At 60.7% G+C, this 19560-nt stretch carries 20 protein-coding genes; 7 read left to right on the top strand and 13 right to left on the bottom strand.

Features of this window, described 5'->3' with window-relative positions:
• The first annotated feature begins 132 nt into the window (after positions 1-132).
• Both hrcA and grpE read left to right on the top strand, forming a co-directional pair.
• A complete protein-coding gene (gene hrcA, locus ACFOOP_RS05950; protein ID WP_379879948.1) occupies positions 133-1158 on the top strand; it encodes a heat-inducible transcriptional repressor HrcA in 1026 nt (341 codons plus the stop codon).
• Positions 1159-1216: 58 nt separating this feature from the next.
• Positions 1217-1852 carry a nucleotide exchange factor GrpE gene (grpE, locus tag ACFOOP_RS05945; protein WP_379879947.1) on the top strand — a complete coding sequence of 212 codons (636 nt, stop codon included), beginning with the start codon at positions 1217-1219 and terminating at the stop codon, positions 1850-1852.
• On the opposite strand, the gene ACFOOP_RS05940 is transcribed toward grpE, so the two are convergent.
• From ACFOOP_RS05940 to ACFOOP_RS05930, 3 genes are all read right to left on the bottom strand, one after another.
• Positions 1849-2961 carry a serine hydrolase domain-containing protein gene (locus tag ACFOOP_RS05940; RefSeq protein WP_379879946.1) on the bottom strand — a complete coding sequence of 371 codons (1113 nt, stop codon included), beginning with the start codon at positions 2959-2961 and terminating at the stop codon, positions 1849-1851. The genes grpE and ACFOOP_RS05940 overlap by 4 nt on opposite strands.
• Positions 2962-3055: 94 nt before the next feature.
• Positions 3056-3730, bottom strand: coding sequence for a helix-turn-helix transcriptional regulator (locus tag ACFOOP_RS05935; protein ID WP_379879945.1), 675 nt, complete (start codon positions 3728-3730; stop codon positions 3056-3058).
• A gap of 59 nt (positions 3731-3789) precedes the next feature.
• A complete protein-coding gene (locus tag ACFOOP_RS05930) occupies positions 3790-5382 on the bottom strand; it encodes a phosphoenolpyruvate carboxykinase (RefSeq protein ID WP_379879944.1) in 1593 nt (530 codons plus the stop codon).
• 251 nt (positions 5383-5633) lie between these two features.
• Here ACFOOP_RS05930 and ACFOOP_RS05925 point away from each other — a divergent pair, with 251 nt between their 5' ends.
• Complete coding sequence (locus ACFOOP_RS05925; RefSeq protein ID WP_379879943.1) at positions 5634-5885, top strand: XrtV sorting system accessory protein; 252 nt, start codon at positions 5634-5636, stop codon at positions 5883-5885.
• Positions 5886-5912: 27 nt separating this feature from the next.
• On the opposite strand, the gene ACFOOP_RS05920 is transcribed toward ACFOOP_RS05925, so the two are convergent.
• A complete protein-coding gene (locus ACFOOP_RS05920) occupies positions 5913-7172 on the bottom strand; it encodes a 2OG-Fe(II) oxygenase (protein WP_379879942.1) in 1260 nt (419 codons plus the stop codon).
• A gap of 79 nt (positions 7173-7251) precedes the next feature.
• Between ACFOOP_RS05920 and ACFOOP_RS05915 the strand changes: the two genes are divergently transcribed.
• Entirely contained in the window at positions 7252-8133 is an 882-nt protein-coding gene (locus ACFOOP_RS05915; protein ID WP_379879941.1) for a 1-acyl-sn-glycerol-3-phosphate acyltransferase, read from the top strand.
• Here ACFOOP_RS05915 and ACFOOP_RS05910 read toward each other — a convergent pair.
• Together ACFOOP_RS05910 and ACFOOP_RS05905 are read right to left on the bottom strand one after the other, a co-directional pair.
• A complete protein-coding gene (locus ACFOOP_RS05910; protein WP_379879940.1) occupies positions 8123-10378 on the bottom strand; it encodes a VWA domain-containing protein in 2256 nt (751 codons plus the stop codon). The genes ACFOOP_RS05915 and ACFOOP_RS05910 overlap by 11 nt on opposite strands.
• A 92-nt stretch (positions 10379-10470) precedes the next feature.
• The gene (locus ACFOOP_RS05905; RefSeq protein ID WP_379879939.1) at positions 10471-11421 is read right to left on the bottom strand and encodes an ABC transporter ATP-binding protein; all 951 of its coding nucleotides are present in this window, start codon (positions 11419-11421) and stop codon (positions 10471-10473) included.
• A 147-nt stretch (positions 11422-11568) separates the two neighbouring features.
• Between ACFOOP_RS05905 and ACFOOP_RS05900 the strand changes: the two genes are divergently transcribed.
• Positions 11569-11769 carry a zinc-finger domain-containing protein gene (locus ACFOOP_RS05900; RefSeq protein WP_379879938.1) on the top strand — a complete coding sequence of 67 codons (201 nt, stop codon included), beginning with the start codon at positions 11569-11571 and terminating at the stop codon, positions 11767-11769.
• Between the two features lie 13 nt (positions 11770-11782).
• Here ACFOOP_RS05900 and ACFOOP_RS05895 read toward each other — a convergent pair whose 3' ends face one another.
• From ACFOOP_RS05895 to ACFOOP_RS05870, 6 genes are all read right to left on the bottom strand, one after another.
• Positions 11783-13174: a dicarboxylate/amino acid:cation symporter gene (locus tag ACFOOP_RS05895; RefSeq protein ID WP_379879937.1), complete on the bottom strand. Its 1392-nt coding sequence runs from the start codon at positions 13172-13174 to the stop codon at positions 11783-11785.
• 75 nt (positions 13175-13249) lie between these two features.
• Positions 13250-14785: an ABC transporter permease gene (locus ACFOOP_RS05890; protein ID WP_379879936.1), complete on the bottom strand. Its 1536-nt coding sequence runs from the start codon at positions 14783-14785 to the stop codon at positions 13250-13252.
• Entirely contained in the window at positions 14782-15741 is a 960-nt protein-coding gene (locus tag ACFOOP_RS05885) for an ABC transporter ATP-binding protein (protein WP_379879935.1), read from the bottom strand. Before ACFOOP_RS05885 ends, ACFOOP_RS05890 begins: the two co-directional genes overlap by 4 nt.
• 78 nt (positions 15742-15819) lie before the next feature.
• Positions 15820-16260 carry a lactoylglutathione lyase gene (gene gloA, locus ACFOOP_RS05880; protein WP_379879934.1) on the bottom strand — a complete coding sequence of 147 codons (441 nt, stop codon included), beginning with the start codon at positions 16258-16260 and terminating at the stop codon, positions 15820-15822.
• 9 nt (positions 16261-16269) lie between these two features.
• Complete coding sequence (locus ACFOOP_RS05875; protein WP_379879933.1) at positions 16270-16812, bottom strand: hypothetical protein; 543 nt, start codon at positions 16810-16812, stop codon at positions 16270-16272.
• A 36-nt stretch (positions 16813-16848) separates the two neighbouring features.
• The gene (locus ACFOOP_RS05870) at positions 16849-17394 is read right to left on the bottom strand and encodes a DUF2244 domain-containing protein (protein WP_379879932.1); all 546 of its coding nucleotides are present in this window, start codon (positions 17392-17394) and stop codon (positions 16849-16851) included.
• 105 nt (positions 17395-17499) lie between these two features.
• On the opposite strand from ACFOOP_RS05870, the gene nth reads away from it, so the two are divergent.
• Both nth and pyrF read left to right on the top strand, forming a co-directional pair.
• On the top strand, positions 17500-18258 hold the full coding sequence (gene nth / locus ACFOOP_RS05865) for an endonuclease III (protein ID WP_379879931.1): 759 nt from the start codon (positions 17500-17502) through the stop codon (positions 18256-18258).
• Positions 18255-18950, top strand: a complete 696-nt coding sequence (gene pyrF / locus ACFOOP_RS05860; protein WP_379879930.1) for an orotidine-5'-phosphate decarboxylase — start codon at positions 18255-18257, stop codon at positions 18948-18950. The genes nth and pyrF overlap by 4 nt, the downstream gene beginning before the upstream one ends.
• A gap of 12 nt (positions 18951-18962) precedes the next feature.
• On the opposite strand, the gene ACFOOP_RS05855 is transcribed toward pyrF, so the two are convergent.
• Positions 18963-19556 carry a helix-turn-helix domain-containing protein gene (locus ACFOOP_RS05855; protein ID WP_379879929.1) on the bottom strand — a complete coding sequence of 198 codons (594 nt, stop codon included), beginning with the start codon at positions 19554-19556 and terminating at the stop codon, positions 18963-18965.
• Positions 19557-19560: the final 4 nt, after the last annotated feature.

Here is a 19560-nt window from a genome sequence, read left to right as displayed (position 1 = left end):
CCCCGGACCTGACGCTGTCGACCCGCCTGTGCTGGCGCCGGACAGACCGTCAAAAAACGGCGCCCCTTGCCCTTATGGCCGGGCGGCTTATTTTCCCCTGTCCGGTCCCGGGAGAAGCAGAGCCGAGGTCCTATGTCCGTTCTGAACGATATTGATGCGCGCTCACGCGAAATTTTCCGCCGGCTGGTGGAAACCTATCTCGCCACCGGCGAGCCCGTGGGCTCGCGCGTCCTGAGCCATAATAGCGAGATCGCCGTGTCGGCGGCGACGGTGCGTAACGTCATGGCGGACCTGACCGATATGGGCCTCCTCCATGCGCCGCATATTTCCGCCGGACGCCTGCCGACCGACCTTGGCCTGAGGCTGTTTGTCGACGGGCTGATGCAGGTGGGCGACCTGACCCCGGAGGAGCGCCGCGCCATCGAATCCGAAGCTCGCGCCGACACGCCCGAAAGCCCGCTCGAAGCCGCCGCCGCGCGTCTCGCCGGGCTCACCCAGTCGGCGAGCCTGATTGTCACGCAAAAGGCCGACGCGCCCTTGCGTCAGATCGAGTTCGTGCGCACCGGCCCCGGCAAGGCGCTGGTTGTGATGGTGTTTGAGGACGGGCGGGTGGAAAACCGCGTCATCAACGCCCCTGACGATCTGCCGGCGTCGGCGCTGGTCGCAGCGGGCAACTATCTGAATGCGCGCCTTCGCGGCCGCAGCCTGGGCGAGACCCGGTCGAGCATCCTGTCCGAGATCGAATCCAACCGCGCCGAGCTGGACCAGCTCACATCGCGGCTGGTGCGCGACGGCGTCGCCGATATCGCCGGCGAGGACAATTGGCAGCTTATCGTGCGCGGGCGCGGACATCTTCTCGACGAGGCGGCGCAGGACATTGAGCGCGTGCGCATGCTCCTCGACGATCTTGAGAAAAAGCGCGATGTGATCGAGCTCCTCACCGCCGCCCGGGACGGCGAAGGCGTGAAAGTCTTCATCGGCTCGGAAAACCGGCTCTTCTCGCTGTCAGGGTCTTCGGTCATCACCGCCCCCTATCGCGACGAAAACCGCAAAATCGTTGGGATTCTGGGGGTGATCGGCCCTACCCGGCTGAATTACGCCCGGGTCGTCCCGATTGTGGACTATACGGCGGAAGTCCTCTCCCGGATGTTGAAATAACCGCCCCGCGCGCGTACATCCCGCAGCGAATGATTTCCCGCAGCTTTAAAGCAGACCCATGAGTGACGAACACGAAAACCCGCCGCCGCCCTTCCCCCATGACGCGGAAGGCATGCTGGACGACCCGGAAATGCTGGGCGAGGAAGATCTCGCCGATGATGACGTGAGCCTTGACGCCGCCAAAAAAGAAATTGGCGAGTTGAGCGACAAGGTGCTGCGTCTGGCAGCCGAACTTGAAAACACCCGCCGCCGGGCGCAGCGAGAAAAAGCCGACGCCGGGCGTTACGCGATCGCCAATTTCGCCCGCGACCTGATCGGGGTTTCCGACAATTTCGAACGCGCCCTGCGCGTCGCCAGTGAAAACGCGCCGGCGGAAGGCATGAGCGATGTCGCCAAAGGGCTTATCGACGGCCTCAAAATGACCGAGAAGGAATTGCTGTCGGTGCTTGAGCGTCATGGCGTCCGACGCCTCGCCGCGGAGCGCGAAAAGTTTGATCCGAATATGCATCAGGCGGTCGCGCAAGTTCCGCATGCGGAGATTCCGTCAGGCCATGTGGTCGATGTCGCCCAGCAGGGCTTCACCATTGGCGACCGCGTCTTGCGCGCCGCCATGGTGACGGTCTCTTCAGGCCCCAGCGCAGGAAATCCCGGGCAATCGGGTGAGCCTGGCGAACGGCTCGACACCAAAGTCTAGTCGGCGGCGAATAACACCGCCTCAATCGCTTCCGTCAATTCATTGCGGAACATCGGCTCGCCTGTTTCCTCGGCGGGGCCGCGGCTTGTGACGACAGCAACGATCACATTCTTGTCGAGATAGTGGTGCATGGCGGCGTTGTCGCCCCAATCCTCGGAGCCGAGCGCGCGCAAACGCCGTCCGGCCAGGCCCGCATCCGTCAAAAACGCGCCGAAGGTTGCGGGGCCGATACGCGTATCACCGCGCGGGGCAAGCATTTCCTGACGCGAATCCGCATTGATGATGCTCCCGTTCGATAAGGCTTTCTCAAAACGGGCGAGATCAGCCACCGAAATTAGAAGCCCAGCCGAGGCCAGCATCCCATAATTGCGCGGCCGCAATGTTTCGGGAAAAGGCGTTAAAGGTTGAGCGACGATATGCGGGTTTGTGAGATCAACAAGCGACCAGTGGCTCGCATGGGTAAGACAGGCCTTCGCAAAAATCTTCTCTTGCAACAGCGTTTCGTAAGTCTGGCCATAGACGCGCTCCAGCAACACGCCCAAGAGGTCGTAGCCGTCATTTGAATAACGAAAGCCGCCCACTTTCTCTTCATCGATTTCGGTTTTGTCGATAGCGGCAAGCGCTGCATCGCCATCCGTTGTTTCCTCGGCGACATAAGTCGAACCGAGACCTGATTGATGCGACAGAAGATCGAAATAAGTCACGCCGCGCGCCGCCAGTCTTGTGTCAGGCGCCAGCACGGCAATAGAGTCGTTAAGAGAGAACTTTCCTTCCTCAGCCGCCTTCATCACCAGCACCGCGGTAAAATATTTTGTGACCGAGGCGACTTCAAAAAGCGTCTCCTCTGTCACCGGAATATCTTCCGACAGTGATGCGCTGCCAGCGGTGCGGGAATAGACGAGAACGCCGTCGCGCATAACCGCGACGCCGCCTGCGAACCCCCGCGCAACGGCGCTATCCACCAGCGTATCAATGGCGGCGGAAAGCGCCGGGTCGGCCGCTTCCGCGTGGATAGCGCAATCGGTCTGCGCCGCCTTTGGCGTATTGCCCGTACAAGCTGAAACGCACAGCACTAAGCCCGAGGCCAGCGACAGGATGATCTTTTTCATAGTCTAGCTCCGACTCATCAAACCAGCAGGCGGAGCTTGCCGCATTTCGGGGCGCCGCGTCTTGAACTCAGTTGCAGGTTTGAGCCGGACCGGATCAGTCGCAGGCGAAACGTTGAAAAGCCGCGGGCGCCATGCCGGTCGCGCGCTTAACTTCCCGGGAGAGGTGGCTTTGATCAGAGAACCCGCACTCAACTGCGATATCCGCCAGAACGCAGCCCTCCGCGAGCAGCGCCAATGCGCGGCGAAGGCGCCATTCACGCCGCCAGGCGCTGGGCGTAAGGCCATATCGCTGCTGAAAGCGTCTCGTCAGTTGATAGGGCTCGAGACCGTTGGAAGCGGCGAGCGCATGCAGGGAGCTATGCCGGGCGACGCCCGCCTCCTCCCAATTCCCGTCCGGGGAGCCATCATCCTCAACGAGCAGGGAAAGAACGCCATCACCGCCGCTTTTTGCGTGCAATAGCGCACGCTGATCGCGCGACTTGAAATCGAGCCGTCCGCGCATGCCGCGCCAGCCATGACGGCGCACATAGTCGAGCCAGTATTTGCGGGAGACCGACAGCCTTAAAAACGAAGACCGCGCGCCCGACGGCGCATTGGCATGAGCGCAAAAAGGCGGGCGAAACAGGATTTCCCCCTTGCGAAAGACCCTCTTTCCGGAAAGGTCGCTCTCGTGAACTTCTCCTTCGAGAACAACAATGATGCGCGCATCTTCATGACGATGAAGCGGAAGACACGCTTCCGCTTCATTGGTGACGACGTATGCAGTCATTGGCGGCGGCTCTTCCTTCGGACTTCAGGTCCGAGTCTGCCGCAGCCTTTCCCGCCGGGTCAATTCGCTTTGGGGCCCGCCGCCTTCACTTCGTCGCTTACATAAGACTCGAAGATCTTGAAGTTCTCGACGAACATCTTTGCGAGTTTTTGCGCCTGCGCATCGAAGGCTGAAGCGTCATCCCAGGTGCTGCGCGGATTGAGGATCGCCTTATCGACGCCGGGAACCTCGGTCGGAACCTCGAAGCCGAAAATCTCGTCCTTGCGCATGGGGGCGGCGCTCAGAGAGCCGTTAAGGGCGGCGGTGAGCAGCGCGCGGGTTTCCTTGATCGGCATGCGCTTTCCTTGCCCATGCGGGCCGCCGGTCCAGCCGGTGGAGACCAGCCAGCAATCGACATCGTGCTTGTCGATCAGCTTGCCCAGAAGCGCGCCATATTCCGACGGGTGGCGCGGCATGAAGGGCGCGCCGAAACAGGTGGAGAAAGTCGCTTCCGGGTCTTTGCCAAGGCCTTTTTCAGTGCCGGCGACTTTCGCGGTGTAGCCCGACAGAAACATATACATGGCCTGCGCCGGGGAGAGCCGCGCGATTGGCGGCATCACGCCAAAGGCGTCACAAGTCAGCATGATGATGTTTTGGGGATAGGTGGTGACGCCGGTCAGGCTGGCGTTCGGAATAAAGTCGATCGGATAGGCGCCGCGGGAGTTTTCGGCGAGCGTTGCGTCATCAAGATCAAGCTCGCGAGTCCCGGGATCCATCACCACATTTTCGAGGACCGTGCCGAAGCGTTTTGTCGTCGCGTAAATTTCCGGCTCGGCGGAAGGCGACAGGCGGATCATCTTGGCGTAGCAGCCGCCTTCGAAATTGAAGAGACCGTTTGGCCCCCAGCCATGTTCGTCATCGCCGATCAGTGTGCGATTGGGGTCGGCGGAAAGCGTCGTCTTGCCGGTGCCGGAAAGCCCGAAGAAAATCGCCGGGTCTTCACCCTCGCCCACATTGACCGAGCAATGCATCGGCATGATGTCCTGCTCGGGCAGGAGATAATTGAGGATCGTGAAAACCGATTTCTTCATCTCACCGGCGTAAGACGTGCCGCCGATCAGGATGAGGCGGCGCACGAAATCCACCGCGATCACGGTTTTGGAGCCACAGCCATGCACGGCCGGATCGGCGACAAAGCCCGGAAGATCGACAATGGTAAAGTCGGGATCGCCGCCACGCTCATCCATGGGCGGGCGCACGAGGAGATGCTGGATGAAAAGGCTGTGCCAGGCGTATTCGGTGAAAACGCGGACCTTGATGCCATAAGTCTTGTCGGCGCCGCCGGCGAGATCCTGCATAATCAGCTCGCGCGAGGACGCATAATCGAGCATGTCCGCATGCAGGCGGTCGAACTGCTCCGGGCTCATGGGCTTGTTCGCGTCCCACCAGATCTTGTTCTCGATTTCCGGATGGCGGACGATGAATTTATCCTGAGCCGACCGGCCGGTATGCTCGCCGGTCTTGACGACCAGCGGTCCGCCCTTGGCGATTTCGCCTTCGCCGCGGGCCACAGCCAGTTCATAGAGGGCCGCCGCCGTCAAATTCGCCAATTCGCGCGGCGCGCGATCTTCAAAGCTGCGCGCCCCTTGCGTCGCGGTTACGGATAAACTCATCAAATGTCTCCCTGGACCTCAAATAGCCGGGCGATCCAGCCGCGCCCGGCGCATTGAACATGCACCTGTCATGCCGTCAGCAAATTCCGCTCTTAGCGGCAAAATCCGGTCATGGCCACAAGACGAAGGGCGGATTCCGGCCCTAATTCCTGATCTTTTCCCCTGAGAGCCCAACTTCCTTCCCGTTAACCAACCGGACTAACAGGCTGTTAAGGCCGTTGCGGGACATTCTGGGCCGGGAGAATGAGCTTATGGAAAGCATTTTCGACGCATTTTCAATCATGCTTTTTTTGGCGACGACAGGACTTTTCATCCTCCGTCAGCGCCATGAAAGCCCCCCTTTAGCGCCGTATCTCGTCATTGCCCTGGTCTGCGTCGTCGGCAACTGGCTTGGCAATAATGGCGGCGGCGTCGCGGCCGTGGGCCTGTTGGTGGCGGCGGCTTTTCTAACGCTGCACCTCGCGAGCGAGCCTTATCGCGAAGATCCCGAAGAACAGAACTGAAGGCCATCGCGACAGCCTCAATGCGCGCTAGTCCCAGAACCAGAAGCGCCGCTCCCTGCACCAAAGGGACAACAGCCATTTCTCGCCCTTGATCACCGGCGCGCCGGCATGGAGCGTTTCAGGATAGGGGACGCCCGACGCCGTCGTGTTCTCGAAAACAAACGCGTCGCCCGTGCGGCCCTTATGCTCGATCTTCAGCTCCGGAAAAACGGTCGCGCCGCCGGCGTAAGCGTCATTGAGCGCAACCAGCAGGGTCCGGGCGCGCTGCCCCGTCCGACGCACTTCGGAATAGTCATTCTCGTCTTCCGGCAGATAGTCCCGGTGCGGCTTGTATTCCTGACCGGCCCGATAGCGCAGAACGCCGATCAGTTCGCAATTTCCCCAGTCGACCTCGGCGGCGGCGGCAAGGCGGCGATAGATCGCGATCAGCATCAGGTCGAGATCGAGAAGACCGATCAGCGCGCCATCGGAAGTGCGGTACTGCGCATGGTCAGCGGCGCTTTTTTCCGGATCGACAACCAGCGAAGGCGTCAATAGCGGCGCCGACGCGCAGATCACATAATCGCATTCATCGCGAGAAAGGAGCGCCGGAATGCGATAGAGCAAAGGCGCCTCATGCAGGATGTCTTTTTTCGGGGGCTCGGCTGGCGACGCCTTTGCTGCGGAGACGAGATCTTCGATCTCGATATCGGGGCGCGCCGTGCGATCTTCCGTCAGCGGATCAAGCGAGATGAAATCGACGCCGCGTTTTCTGAGACTGGCGCGCGTCATCGCCGCCTCGCTTTCGCTCATCAATCCCGGGCGGCGCGCAGCATAGGCAAGCGCAATCCAGTCGCCCTTGCGCGCAGCGGCCGCAAGCAGTTTGGCGCCCGCCCATCGCCGTCCGGAAATGCTCTCCGCCAGCAGCGCAAGCTCGCGCATGGCGGCTGGGTGGCCGGCCTCGACAGCCTCCCCCAACAACGCGACCGCGCCGGCCCAGTCCTGCTTCACGCCAAGGCCAAGGGCCGTCAGAACAGCGAGAAGACGCATCGCGGCCCCGCCGCCTGACTGGCGCGCGCGGGTGAGAAGGGCGACAGCCTCATCGACCCGCATCTCCTCGGGACGCGCCGCCAAAAGCTCGCAGGCGATGGTGTAAAGCGCGCCGGGATGACCGGCGTCAGCGGCTTTTTGCGTCCATTCGCGGGCCGCATCCCTTTGGCCAGAACGCTCCAGCAGCGCCGCCAGCCGGTATTGGCTCGCCGCATCTCCGCCGCGCGCAAGCGCTTCGATTTCTTCGAGATTTTCCATGCCTGCCCCTATTTGATCTTTGATAGCATGAGCCAAGCAAGGTAAAAACCGGCTCTGATCAAACCGGGTGTGACACTTTATGGACGCGACGCCGTCCTCTTTTGCTGGTGACGATGACGACAATGACGGGCGGCACATTGTCGATGTGCTGATTGAGGAGCGTGCGCACCGCCTGCGCGCCTCGCCCTTATGGCCGGTTTACAAATCGCTTCTCTATCCTCTTTTGCTCTACAAGCCCGCCGTGAAGATGGCCGACGAGATCGCCGCCAAACCGGCGCGCGGCGTCTTCGATTACATCAGCGATCTGTTGTCGCTCGACGTGAAAGTTTCCGGCCTAGAGCACCTGCCGCAGGATGGCCGCGTCCTCATCGCCTCAACCCATCCGACCGGCATTCCCGACGGTGTCGCCATGTTCGACGCCATCAAACAGCGCCGCCCGGACATGACCTTCTTCGCCAACCGCGATGCGCTTCGCGCCGCGCCCGGCCTTGAAGACATGATCATTCCGGTGGAATGGGTGCAGGCCAAACGCACGGCGGCGCGCTCGCGCGAAACACTGGAGAGCGCGATTAAGGCGTTTCAGGACGAAAAATGCGTCGTCCTGTTTCCCTCGGGACGTCTCGCCTTCATGGATGACGGCAAGAAACTCACCGAACAGGAATGGCTGACATCCATCGCGATTTTTGCACGCAAATATGATTGCCCGGTCGTGCCCGCCCATATCGAAATGCGCAATTCTGCGCTCTATTACTGGTTCTGGAAGCTCAACACCGAGCTGCGCGACATCACCTTGTTCCACGAGCTTTTGAACAAGAAAGACAAGACCTATCGCATCACCTTCGGGCCGAAGATTGAACCTGCGGCCCTGAAAGGCGATGCGAAAAACGTCACCGACGCGCTGCGCCGTCACGCCATGGCGTTAGGCGGCGCGCCTCAGGACTGGCGCCCTCTTATGGCGTGACCGTAATCGGACGGCGCGCCAGCACTTTCTTGTTCCCCTGAATATAACGTAGCTCGTACTCGCCCGGCTCTTTCGGCATGCGAAGTTTCGCGGGACTGCCGCCGCGGACATAGACATAGGTCAGATATTTCACGTCCGGCTGATCGAGCTGCGATAGAGCAATGTAATCGCCCTGCCCCACGGGCGGTCCTGTAAAGGTCACATCGGCGACGCTGTCCGCCTTGGCCGAGGCCGGCGCATCAAGCGTCGCTGTCGCCGCCGTCACACTTATCGGCCTGCGCGCGAGCACTTTCTTGTTGGCCTGAACAAAGCGGAGTTCATACTCCCCTGCATCCAGCGGCATGCGGATTTCCGCAGGGCTGCCGGCCCGCGTGTATTCATAGTCCGTATATTTGTTATCCGGCGCGTCAGGCTCAATCACCGTGACCCAATCGCCCTGGCCCGGCGCCGGCCCGGTGAACTCAACGCTCACCGTTTCGCCGGCGATGGCCGTATCTTTTGCAGAAAGGGTCGCCGTAGCCTCGGTAACCGTGATCGGCTGGCGGGCGATGATTTTCGAATTCCCCTGCACGAACCGCAACTCATATTCGCCCGCTTCAAGCGGCATACGGACGGTCCCGGGGCTGCCGTTCCGTGTGTAGTGATAGTCGTTATATTTGTTGGCCGGGGCGTCCGGCGCCGTCACCGTGATCCAGTCGCCCGAGCTTGCTTCCGGTCCTGTAAACTTGATCTCCACTTCTTCGCCCGCAATGGCGGTTTCAGGGCCCTTGATTGTCGCCAGCGCCGCCGTCACCGTGATCGGTTTGCGCGCCAAAACCTTCTTGTTGTTTTGCACGAAACGAAGCTCGTATTCGCCCGCCTCAAGCGGCATGCGGATCGTCGCGGGACTGCCGTTCCGCGTGTAATGGTAATCGTTATATTTGTTGTCATCGGCGTCCGGTTTCACGACCGTCACCCAGTCGCCGGACCCTGCCGGCGGACCGGTGAATTCAACATCGACTTCCTCGCCAGCAATCGCCGTCTCCGGCGCCGTCAATGTCGCCGTCGCCGGCGTCACCTTGATATCGACGCTCGCCAGCACCCGGATCGGCCGACCGAGCATGTAGCGAATTTCATAATCGCCAGGCTCCACAGGCAAGCGCAATTCCGCCGGGTTGCCTTGCGAGGTGTAGCGATAGGAAATGTAACTTCCCTTGTCGGCGCCTTTCTCGGCAATGGCGATATAATCGCCACGGCGGTCAGGCCCGGTCCAGTGAGCTTTGACATTCACGCCCGCCACACCCTCTCCGGCGGGCTCGGCGCGCACCGTCGCCTCGACCGGGAAGGTGAGCGCGATCGTCACCGTCTTCCAGGTGTTCTCAGCGACCTTGAATGCTTTCTGTTCGCCTTTGAGCCCGTCAGAAGGGCGTATAACCGCGATGTCATAGGTTCCTGGCTCGACCTCAATATCGACGCTGCCGGCGCCGTCCTCAGTAAAGACAGCATCGCCGCCGCCCGCAGGCGTCACTGTCCATGTGAGACCTTCCTCAATGACGAGGCCGCCTTCGAGCTCTGTTGCGCGCAGGCGCACTTTCGTCGCCGTCACGGCTTCGGGCTCCGCGACAACGGTTTCTTCAAGCGCTTGCGTCAACTCGCCTGCATTGGACGCCGACACGAACTGGCCGCCCGTATTGTCGGCGATGCAGCGCAATTGCGCCTGTGCGTTTTCCTCGGTGACGTCAAACCCCACCACATGCACCGTGAAGTCGGCGCCCGCAGCCTCCAGCGCGGCGGCGACGCCGCAAGGATCGGGCGCGCAAGTTTCAATGCCGTCGCTGACAAGAATGACCGTCGCCTTGTTCTCGGTGTATTTCAGTTTATCCGCTGCAAGCTTGATCGAATCCGCCATGGGCGTCTTGCCCTTGGGATTGAGCTTTTGCACCGCGCTGGAGATCGCGCCGCGATCAGCGCCAATGGCCGCCAGCTCTTCGATGTCAGTGCAATCGCCGGTGCGCCGGTGCCCGTAAGTGATGAGGCCAAGGCGCCGCTCGACCGGAAGATCGTTCAGAAGATCGCCGAGAACGCGCTTTGCAATCGTGATTTTCGCTTCCCCCTCGATCTGGCCCCACATGGAGCCGGAGGCGTCAAGCACAAGAATCGAATCGCCGCCGCCCTGTGGCGTCGAGGCGTCCTGCGCCGCAGCCGGCAAGGCGGCGACCATAAAAACGATAGCGGAAAAAACAGACAAAATTGCGCGGATAGCCATGGAACTCCCCTTCTCAATGGCGAAGAGGCATGTTTACCGTTCGTCACCCGGAAACGAAAGCTTTACCGGCGCCCTAATCGCGCGCCCGCGCCTTACCCTTTGTTATGATAGGTAAGTTCCAGGAAGACATCCTCGAGATCGGCCTCGACCGTGGTGATGTCCTTCACCGAAACCCCGGCGCTGTTGAGCCGCGCCAGAATATCCGCAACCTGGCTTTTGCTCGGCTGATAGGAGATGGCGAGACTTCCGTCATCTTTCAGGTCGACGTCGAAATCGCCCAGATCAGGCTTCACCGAAACATTTTCATTGGGCGTCACCATCAGCATTTTGCGGTCGAGCGATGAAATCAGCTTTTCCGTCGGCTCACAGGCGACCACCTCGCCATGATTGATGATGGCGATCTCCTTGCAAAGCTCCTGCGCCTCTTCGAGATAGTGCGTGGTCAGAACAATTGTCACGCCTTGTTCGTGGAGCTTCAGGACATATTCCCAGAGTTGCTTCCTGAGTTCGATATCGACGCCGGCGGTCGGCTCATCGAGAATCAGAATTGGCGGCGAATGCACCATGGCCTTGGCGACAAGAAGACGCCGCTTCATGCCGCCGGACAGCATCCGCACATAGGCGTTGGCTTTGTCTTCAAGGCCGAGCGCGGTCAAAATCTCCATGGAGCGGCGCTGCGATTTCGGCACGCCATAAAGCCCCGCCTGAATCTCCATGCCTTCAAGCGGCGTGAAGAACACCTCCATGTTGATTTCCTGGGGCACGATGCCGAGTGCGGCGCGCGCCTGGCGCGGATTGCGGTCGATATCAAAACCCCAGACCGAAACCTCGCCCGCGCTCTTTCTTACCAGCCCGGCCAGAATATTGATGAAGGTCGACTTGCCCGCGCCATTCGGTCCCAGGAGACCGAAAATCGTGCCGCGTTTGACGAAAATATCGACCCCTTTCAGGGCCTCTTTCGCTGGCGATTTGCCATTGCCGCCATAGGTCTTGCGCACCCCGCGCGCAGCGATGGCGTAGTCAGCGTTAGAATTGAAATCCATGGAATGATCATCCGGCATGTTCAACAGCGCTTATCGCGCTGCACACAGGGCGGGTCAACCACAAGGCGCCAGATCACAAAGACTTGACGAACAGGGCCGGCGACGGCAATCCATAGCTATACAAGCCATTAGAAAATCTCCCGACCTATGAACGACCAACAAGCCCCGGCGAAACCCGCCACTCCCGATCCGGAAGTCATCTATACGGACAAGCGCCGCGTTTCCTGCAATGGCGGCGGCGGCGCGCTCGGCCATCCTGTCGTGTGGTACTCGCTCGAAGACGGCGAAGCCGAATGCGGCTATTGCGACCGCAAGTTTATCTACAAATCAGACGGCGCGACGCACTAGCACAAAAGCATCGTCATGGCGTTGCTTGCTGAGGCTGTTGCTCTTGCGACGGCGCATCGTTCGGTTTTTGCGCCTCCGGCGCCGGCGTTTCCGTCTCTATTCCCGACAGCAACCGGCAGGCCACAAGATCGCCGGTGACGTTGACGGCCGTGCGCGCCATGTCGAGGAGCCGGTCAACGCCGAGCACCAGCGCAAGGCCGTTCAACGGGATGCCAAAACTGGTCGCTGTCGCCGAAAGAACCGCGATGGAGGCGCCCGGCGCCGCGGGCGCGCCGATCGAGGCGCCGGTAAGCGTGATCATGACAAAGGCGAGATCACCCGGCGATAAAGTCACGCCCGCAATATTCGCCAGAAACACAATCGCCGCCGACTGATAGAGCGCCGTCCCCGCCATGTTCACCGTCGACGCAAGCGGAATGACCGCGCCCGCGAGAGACGGCGCAACGCCGAGTTTTTCAACCGCCGTTTTCATGGTCAGCGGCATCACTGCCGCCGAACTGGAGGTGGAAAACGCCAGCAATTGCACCGGAGCGACGGCGCGCAAAAACGCCCATGGCGCCATGCCGCCGATGAGCGCGATGATCGTCAGATAAACCAGGAGCAGCAGGAACAGTCCGCCGATGACGACGCCGCAATAAACCGCGAGATCGATCAGCGTGTTGAGGCCGTTGACCGCCGTTGTTTCCGCCATCAGGCCGAACACCGCCAGCGGCGCAAAGCGCATCGCCGTGCGGATCACTGTCATGCAGACTTCCAGCACGGCGCCAGCGAGCGCCACCAGCGGTTTGGTCAGTTCGCGCTTGTCGCTCGTCACCGTCGCGACGCCAATGAACAGCGCAAAGACGACAATCGCCAGCATATCCTGATCGAGAATAGCGGCGGAGACATTTTGCGGGATCAGATTCGAAATCATCGACGGCAATTCGCGGCTTATGGTTTCAATCGGCGAAGAGACCGGCTCAATCGTCGCCGGGTCCGGTTTCAAATGCGGCGTCGGCGGCGCGCTGAGCATCACTTCCTTGCCGGCGGAAACGACCCGGGCGAGACCGCCGCCAATGGAGGCGCCAATCAAGGTGGTGACGAGCACGAACGCCGTCAGCCGTAGGCCGATGCGGCGCAAATCCGCGCCGGCGCCCGCCGCGGCGATTCCCATGACAATGGAGCTGACCACCAGCGGGATGATCACCATACGGATCAGCGCCAGAAATAATCGCCCCGGCAGCGCGAGCCAGTCCCCTGTCGTCTGCGCGACCTGCCGCGAAACAAGCGCAAGGTCGGGGCCCAGCAGCGCGCCCACCGCAACGCCGAGTGCAATGGCGATCAGCACCTGAAGCCATAACCGCCCGCGCACGAGAATATCGAGGCGGTGATTGAGGCGGTTATATCTAAATCGGGATCGGGGCATGGCGTTGTTTTAGCGGGCCGCCGAACAAACGCCACTGCGCCAATCGGCGCGGTGACTATAATGCGCCTGATGCGCCTAGGCCGCGTCCTGCCGCGCCAGTCGCCAGACCTCACGCGCCTTCGGCGGCGAGGATTGCAGGATCGCATTACGGAAAATCCGGCCCAGAAAGCGCACCAGCACAGTTGCAAAGGCGAGCATAAGCGCGGTCGCGCCAACAATTTCCCACAAGGGCGGATCGGCGGCGGCGCGCATCATCACCGCATAGGGCGTGTAAATGGGAATCCAGGTCAGCAGCGACGCGATGAAACCATTGGGATTTTCAAACACCATGATCATGAAGGGCAGCGGCGCGAAAACGAGCAACATCACCGGGCCCATATAGGACTGCGCGTCCTGCAGCGAATTCGAGACCGCGCCGATGGCGAGAAAAATCATCGCGAAAATCGCATAGGCGCAGAAGAAATAGAAAAGATAGATCAGCAACAGCGGCGAGGTGAACAGCGAGGCGAAAACAGAGCCCATGACATTGGCGCCGCCGACGCCCAGCGCCGCCGAGCCCGCCAGCCCGCCGAAAAGGAAAATCGCCGGCATGGTCAGCCCCACCGCCGCAATGCCGATCAGCTTGCCCAGCATCAACTGACCCGCCGTCACCGAGGACAAAAGGATTTCAACGATCTTGTTGGAGCGTTCTTCAATCGTATTCGTCAGCAGCAGATTGCCGACGCCGAAAATAATCACCAGCAGCATATAGGTGAGCGCCGCCGGCATCAGCGTTTCGATCCGGTCCTGCATATCGAGCTGGGCTTCTTCGGCTTCGCGGTCGGGGCGGTAAGCCTCAAATGGCGCAGCGATGGCGGCGACGTCGTCAAGCGCGGCGCGCGGCAGACCCAAGGCCTCCGCCGCTTCGCGTTTCAAGGCCGCATCGAGCGCATTGCCGACAAGGTCTTCAAGCGCCGTGTCGGTCAGATTGCGGCTCCAATATTGCGCGGATGGCGCCTCGGCGCCAGTGAACGCGGGCGCGCCGAACCCTTGCGGTATCAGCACCGCTGCAAAAAGCGGCGCGGTCTCGCCGTCGGCGCGAATGATGCTGCGTTCATCGAGCAGATAGGGGCGCAAGATCGCTTCCGCCTCCTCCACCGACCTTGCCACCGCCAGCGCCACCGGCCCCGCGACTCGCTCGAATTGCTGGCGCGGGGGTGTAAATGCCGGAGCGCCTGGCCGCAGAATTTCCGCAACGGCCGCCTCCGCCGCGGCGTAGCCGCCAGCCTCCTCGATCTCCTTCACCCGTGCGTCGCTCACCCCATCCGGCGCGAAAGGCGCAGGCAGGGCTTCCACCGCGGCCACGGGCGCAAAGGCGGCGAGATAAACATTCCACGCATTCAGCGTCGCCAGCGCATGACGGCGCGCAATCTCCCGGTCGATCTCGTCTGCATACTGACCGGTCTCATCATAGACGACAAAGACGCGCGACGGCTTGCTCCGTTCGGCAAAACCCATGGCGGCGGTCAGGCCCCCAAGCCCCAGGGGGAACATCACAAGAAAAATCAGGAAGCCGCGCGAGAGGACATATTGCTTGTATTCGCGCCAGGCGATGAGAAGCACCTGTTTCATTCAGCCGCCTCCGCCCGCGCGCCCGAAAGCGGGGCCAGCGCCTCATCACCGGCGAGCGCCACGAAGATGTCATGGAGCGTCGCGCCGGCCTGTTCGAAACGGGTCAGGACAATTCCGGCGGCGACCGCCTGATGCAAAAACCCTTGCGGATCGGCGTTTTCGCCGAGTTCGATGTCATAATCGTTCTCATCGCCGCCGCCCCGTTCAAGCCGAACGGAAAGAACCTCGGAAAACGCCTCAAAGGCGGCGGCCGGCGCCGGCGAACGCACATGGATATGACGCCCAAAACCGGCGCGCGCTTCGGACAAGGTTCCCTCAAACCGTTTTTGCCCCTTGGCGATGATCAGGAAGCGATCGCAGAGCCGCTCCGCATGCTGCATCACATGGGTAGAGAAAATAATCGTGCGTCCTCCCGCGCGCTGTTCGGCGATCAGATCTTCCAGCGTTTGCTGATTGATCGGATCAAGGCCGGAAAACGGTTCGTCAAGAATGAGAAGCTCCGGCTCATGGGCGATGGTGGCGAGCAATTGAACTTTTTGCGCCATGCCCTTCGACAGCGCTTCGCATTTCGAGCGCGCAAAGTCGCCAAGGCCGAATTGCTCCAGCAACGCATAAGCGCGTTTCTTCGCCGCCGCGCCGGAAAGCCCGCGCAGGCGCGCGAAATAGGCGATCGAGTCCGCGGCTTTCATCTTGCGGTATAGCCCGCGTTCCTCCGGCAGATAGCCGATGCGCCGGCGCACGGAGATCGCGGAGTTCGATCCAAGGACCGAAATGCGCCCCTCCGTCGGCTGCACAATGTCGAGCAGCATGCGGAGCGTCGTTGTCTTGCCCGCGCCATTGGGCCCCAGAAAACCGTAAATTTCGCCCTGTCCGACCGCGAAGGAAAGATCGTCCACCGCCGTGAAGGGGCCGTATCGCTTGGTGACATTTTCAAGCTGAACGGGAAGGTCCGTCATCGGCAAACTTTCTAATGGGGGCGCTTTGGGCGGGCGCCTTAATGTCGACTTGCGGGCGTTAAGGAAAGCCTAAGCTTCTTACCAGTTTCCGGTGTTTTCCATAGAGGCCCAGGGCTCGGCAGGGGCGAGCCTCTCGCCTTTTTGAAGAAGCTCAATGGAAATATTATCGGGCGAGCGCACAAACGCCATGTGACCGTCGCGAGGCGGCCGGTTGATGACGACGCCCGCGTCTTTCAATTTTTGGCAGGCAGCGTAAATATCGTCCACCAGATAGGCGAGATGGCCGAAATTGCGCCCGCCGTCATAATCTTCCGTGTCCCAATTATAGGTCAGTTCGACGAGCGGCGCTTTTTTCTCTTTCGCCGCTTCGGCGTCTTCTGGCGCGGCGAGAAAGACCAGCGTAAATCGGCCCTTTTCGTTCTCCATGCGATGAACCTCAACGAGGCCGAGCTTGTTGCAGTAGAAATCGAGCGACTGGTCGAGGTCTTTGACCCGCACCATGGTGTGCAAATAACGCATGTCTTCTCCCTATCCTTTTGCGCGGATCAGCTCATCGCGCAGATAGCCCGGTCGGCGGGCATGAAACCGGCGCATGAAAAACCAGACGATGACGAGCCAGACGACCATCACGCCGAAAAAATAATAAAACCCCGCGACGTCGCGAATATAATAAAGCGCAGCCTCGGGCGGCGTATCCTTGAAGATCACGAGCTTGCCGTCTTCGACAAAAACACGGTCGGCGACATCAACCGGCTCCGGAATAAGACCGGCGGCGCCGGCAAGCCAGAGCCCCACATTCAGCATCGCAAATGTCACGGGCAAGGAGACGAAAAACGACGCAATCGCACCGAGCGCATATTTCGGAAAACGCGGCGTGTGCACCAGCGCATACACCTCGCGAAACTTCTCCTCGGTGATGCCTTCGAGAAATTCCGGCTCATTCTTCCGGATCAGCGCCCATTCGATGGCGGCGCCCTCTACGACCTCCTCGGCGATCTTTGTCCGCCAGCGCCAATAGAGACCGCCCGCCAAAGCGAGCAGCGCAAACACAACAAGGAAAAAGCCGAGCATCTGGGTCCTGTTCGTTTAAAAGAGGCCCCGTGTAGCCTATTGGCGCGCTTTGCCCAAGGCGTTCGACAGGGCTTCGGCGAACCGGCCCCGCTCGTCGGGGGACAGGAACGATCCGAGGATCAGGGTCTGCCCCCGGGAGGTGACCCGCACCTGGCTTTCATGGCCGATGGGCCGCTCGATGAAGACCCGGGTCCAGAAGGGCTGGAGCCGCCAACGGGTCTCATGCCCGGAGGGGAGCACCCGCGCCACCCACATCTCGTCCTCGGTGACGCGCACCCGCTCGCGCAACCGGCCCTGACGGTAGCTCAGCTTGAAGGCGAGCCAGACCGCGAAAACATCAAGCCCGCAAAAGCCCACCACCGGCCAGGCGCCTTTGAGGAAAAAATACGTCCCGAAGGCGAGGTTGGACAGGATGACAATCGTCATCACCGCCGCAAAGCCGGCATTGGGCAGCGAGCGGTTCGGCGAGAGCACAGCGTCAAAAAGGCTCCGCCCGTCGGCGACGTCATCCAGCCCGGAGGCGCTGGAGGCGCGCCCCTTTTGCACCGGGGCCATGGTTTCATAATGACGGTTGCGCGGCATGGGGAAAATATAAGTCGGCCGCCCGGTTTCGGCAATTCACGAAGGGCGGAACTTTACCTCGCAGAAGCGCGCGTTATGGTCGCGCCAATCATTCCAAGAGACCACATGCCAAAAATGACACGCAACACGGCGCGGAAGATTTTCGAGCGCCTCTCCGAAGCGAGCCCCGAACCGCAGACCGAGCTTTATTTCAAAAACCCGTTCACCCTTGTCGTCGCCGTGGCGCTGTCCGCCCAAGCGACGGATGTGGGCGTCAACAAGGCGACGAAGACATTGTTCGAGATCGCCGACACACCGCAGAAAATGGCGGCGCTGGGCGAGAAAAAACTGGGCGACTATATCAAGACCATCGGCCTGTGGCGGGGCAAGGCGAAAAACGTCATCGCGCTGTCCCAGAAGATCATCGACGATTTCGGCGGCGAAGTTCCGCAGACGCGCGAAGATCTGGAAACCCTGCCCGGCGTCGGCCGCAAGACCGCCAATGTGGTCATGAATGTCGCCTTCGGCCAGCCGACCATCGCCGTCGACACCCATATTTTCCGGGTCGGCAACCGCACCGGCCTCGCCCCCGGCAAAAACCCGCTGGAAGTCGAGCTTGGCCTTGAGAAAATCATCCCCGATGAATTCATGCAGCACGCCCACCACTGGCTGATCCTGCATGGGCGCTATATCTGCAAGGCGCGAAAACCCGAATGCTGGCGCTGCCCCATTGTCGATCTTTGCGGCTTCAAGGAAAAGGTGACGTCGCCGGATAAGCCAAAACCGGCGGCGAAAAAGACGGCGCCCAAGAAAAAAACCGCGCCGAAAAAGAAGCTGGCCGGGAAGCCGAAATTGAGAGCGACAAAAAGGAAAGCCGCATCATGAACGCCAGAGACCGCCTGATCATCGCCCTCGATCTTCCGTCTGCGGAGGAAGCGCAGACCGCCATCGACGCCATTGGCGAGGCGGGAACATTTTACAAAATCGGCTATCAGCTGATGCCCATCGGCGGGCTAGACCTTGCGAAGCGGCTTTCCGACAACGGCAAAAAGGTTTTTCTCGATTTCAAATTTCACGATATCGGCGCGACCGTGGAGCGCGGCGTCAAAAGCGTCGCGACATTTGGCGGGGATTTTTTGACCGTGCACGCCGAGCCCGATGTGCTGAAAGGCGCCGTCGACGGCAGGGGTGATGACAAGCGCCTCAAAATTCTTGGCGTCACCGTTTTGACAAGCCTCAATCAGGACAGCCTGACGCGGATGGGAATCGATATCGCCCTGCCCGATCTTGTTCTAAAACGCGCGGAATTCGCCGCCGAGGCGGGCGCGGACGGCGTTGTCGCCTCCGCCAAAGAAGCCGCCGCCATCAAGGCGCGGTTCGGCGACGCATTGAAAATCGTCACCCCCGGCGTTCGGCCCACGGGCGCCGACGCCAATGATCAGAAACGGGTGGTCACGCCCGCTGACGCCATCGCCGCCGGCGCCGATCATCTGGTGGTCGGCCGGCCGATCATCGCCGCGAAAGACCCAGCCGTCAGCGCCAGCGCCATTCAAGACGAGATCGCCAGAGCGTTGTAAGCGAGGGTGACGTCACTCGCCGTCAGCGGTCACAACGATCAGCGCCGAACATGCCGATTTGCCGGCTCTGCGGTAACTGTGCGGCGTGCGGCTATCAAAATAGATGGCGTCGCCTTCATCAAGGATTTGTTCATCGCCGTCGATCTCGATCGCGAGCTGCCCCTTCACTATGTAAATCAACTCAACCCCGTCATGGCTATGCGGTTCTGACGGCTCCGACTTCATGGAAAACTCTGCGAGGAAACCGTTGAGCTTTCTGTCCGTAGCCGGAAAGTTCAGACTTTCGAAAAAATAGGTTTCGCCTTTAGCCCCTTGCCGTTCGGGAAAGCGCATTCGCTCTTTCTTATGCGTCACGGCGATCAGGGGGCGGTCGTTATCGTCGGTGAAGAAATGATCGAGGCCGACGCCGTAGACCATCGCGATGCGCAACAAAGTCGGCAATGTCGGAATGATCTGGCCACGCTCGATTTTCGACAGCATGCCGACCGAAAGGCCCGAATGCTCGCCTAATTGCGCCAGCGCCATGCCTTTATCGAGGCGCAAGGCCCGGACCTTCGATCCGATTTCATATTCTTCGAGGCCTTTTGAGAGCGTTTCTGAAAGCATCTGA

It is taken from the genome of Hyphococcus aureus, from assembly GCF_042643165.1.
In the GTDB taxonomy this organism is placed as follows: Bacteria; Pseudomonadota; Alphaproteobacteria; order Caulobacterales; family Parvularculaceae; genus Hyphococcus; species Hyphococcus aureus.
This window is presented reverse-complemented; position numbering and strand designations above follow the sequence as displayed.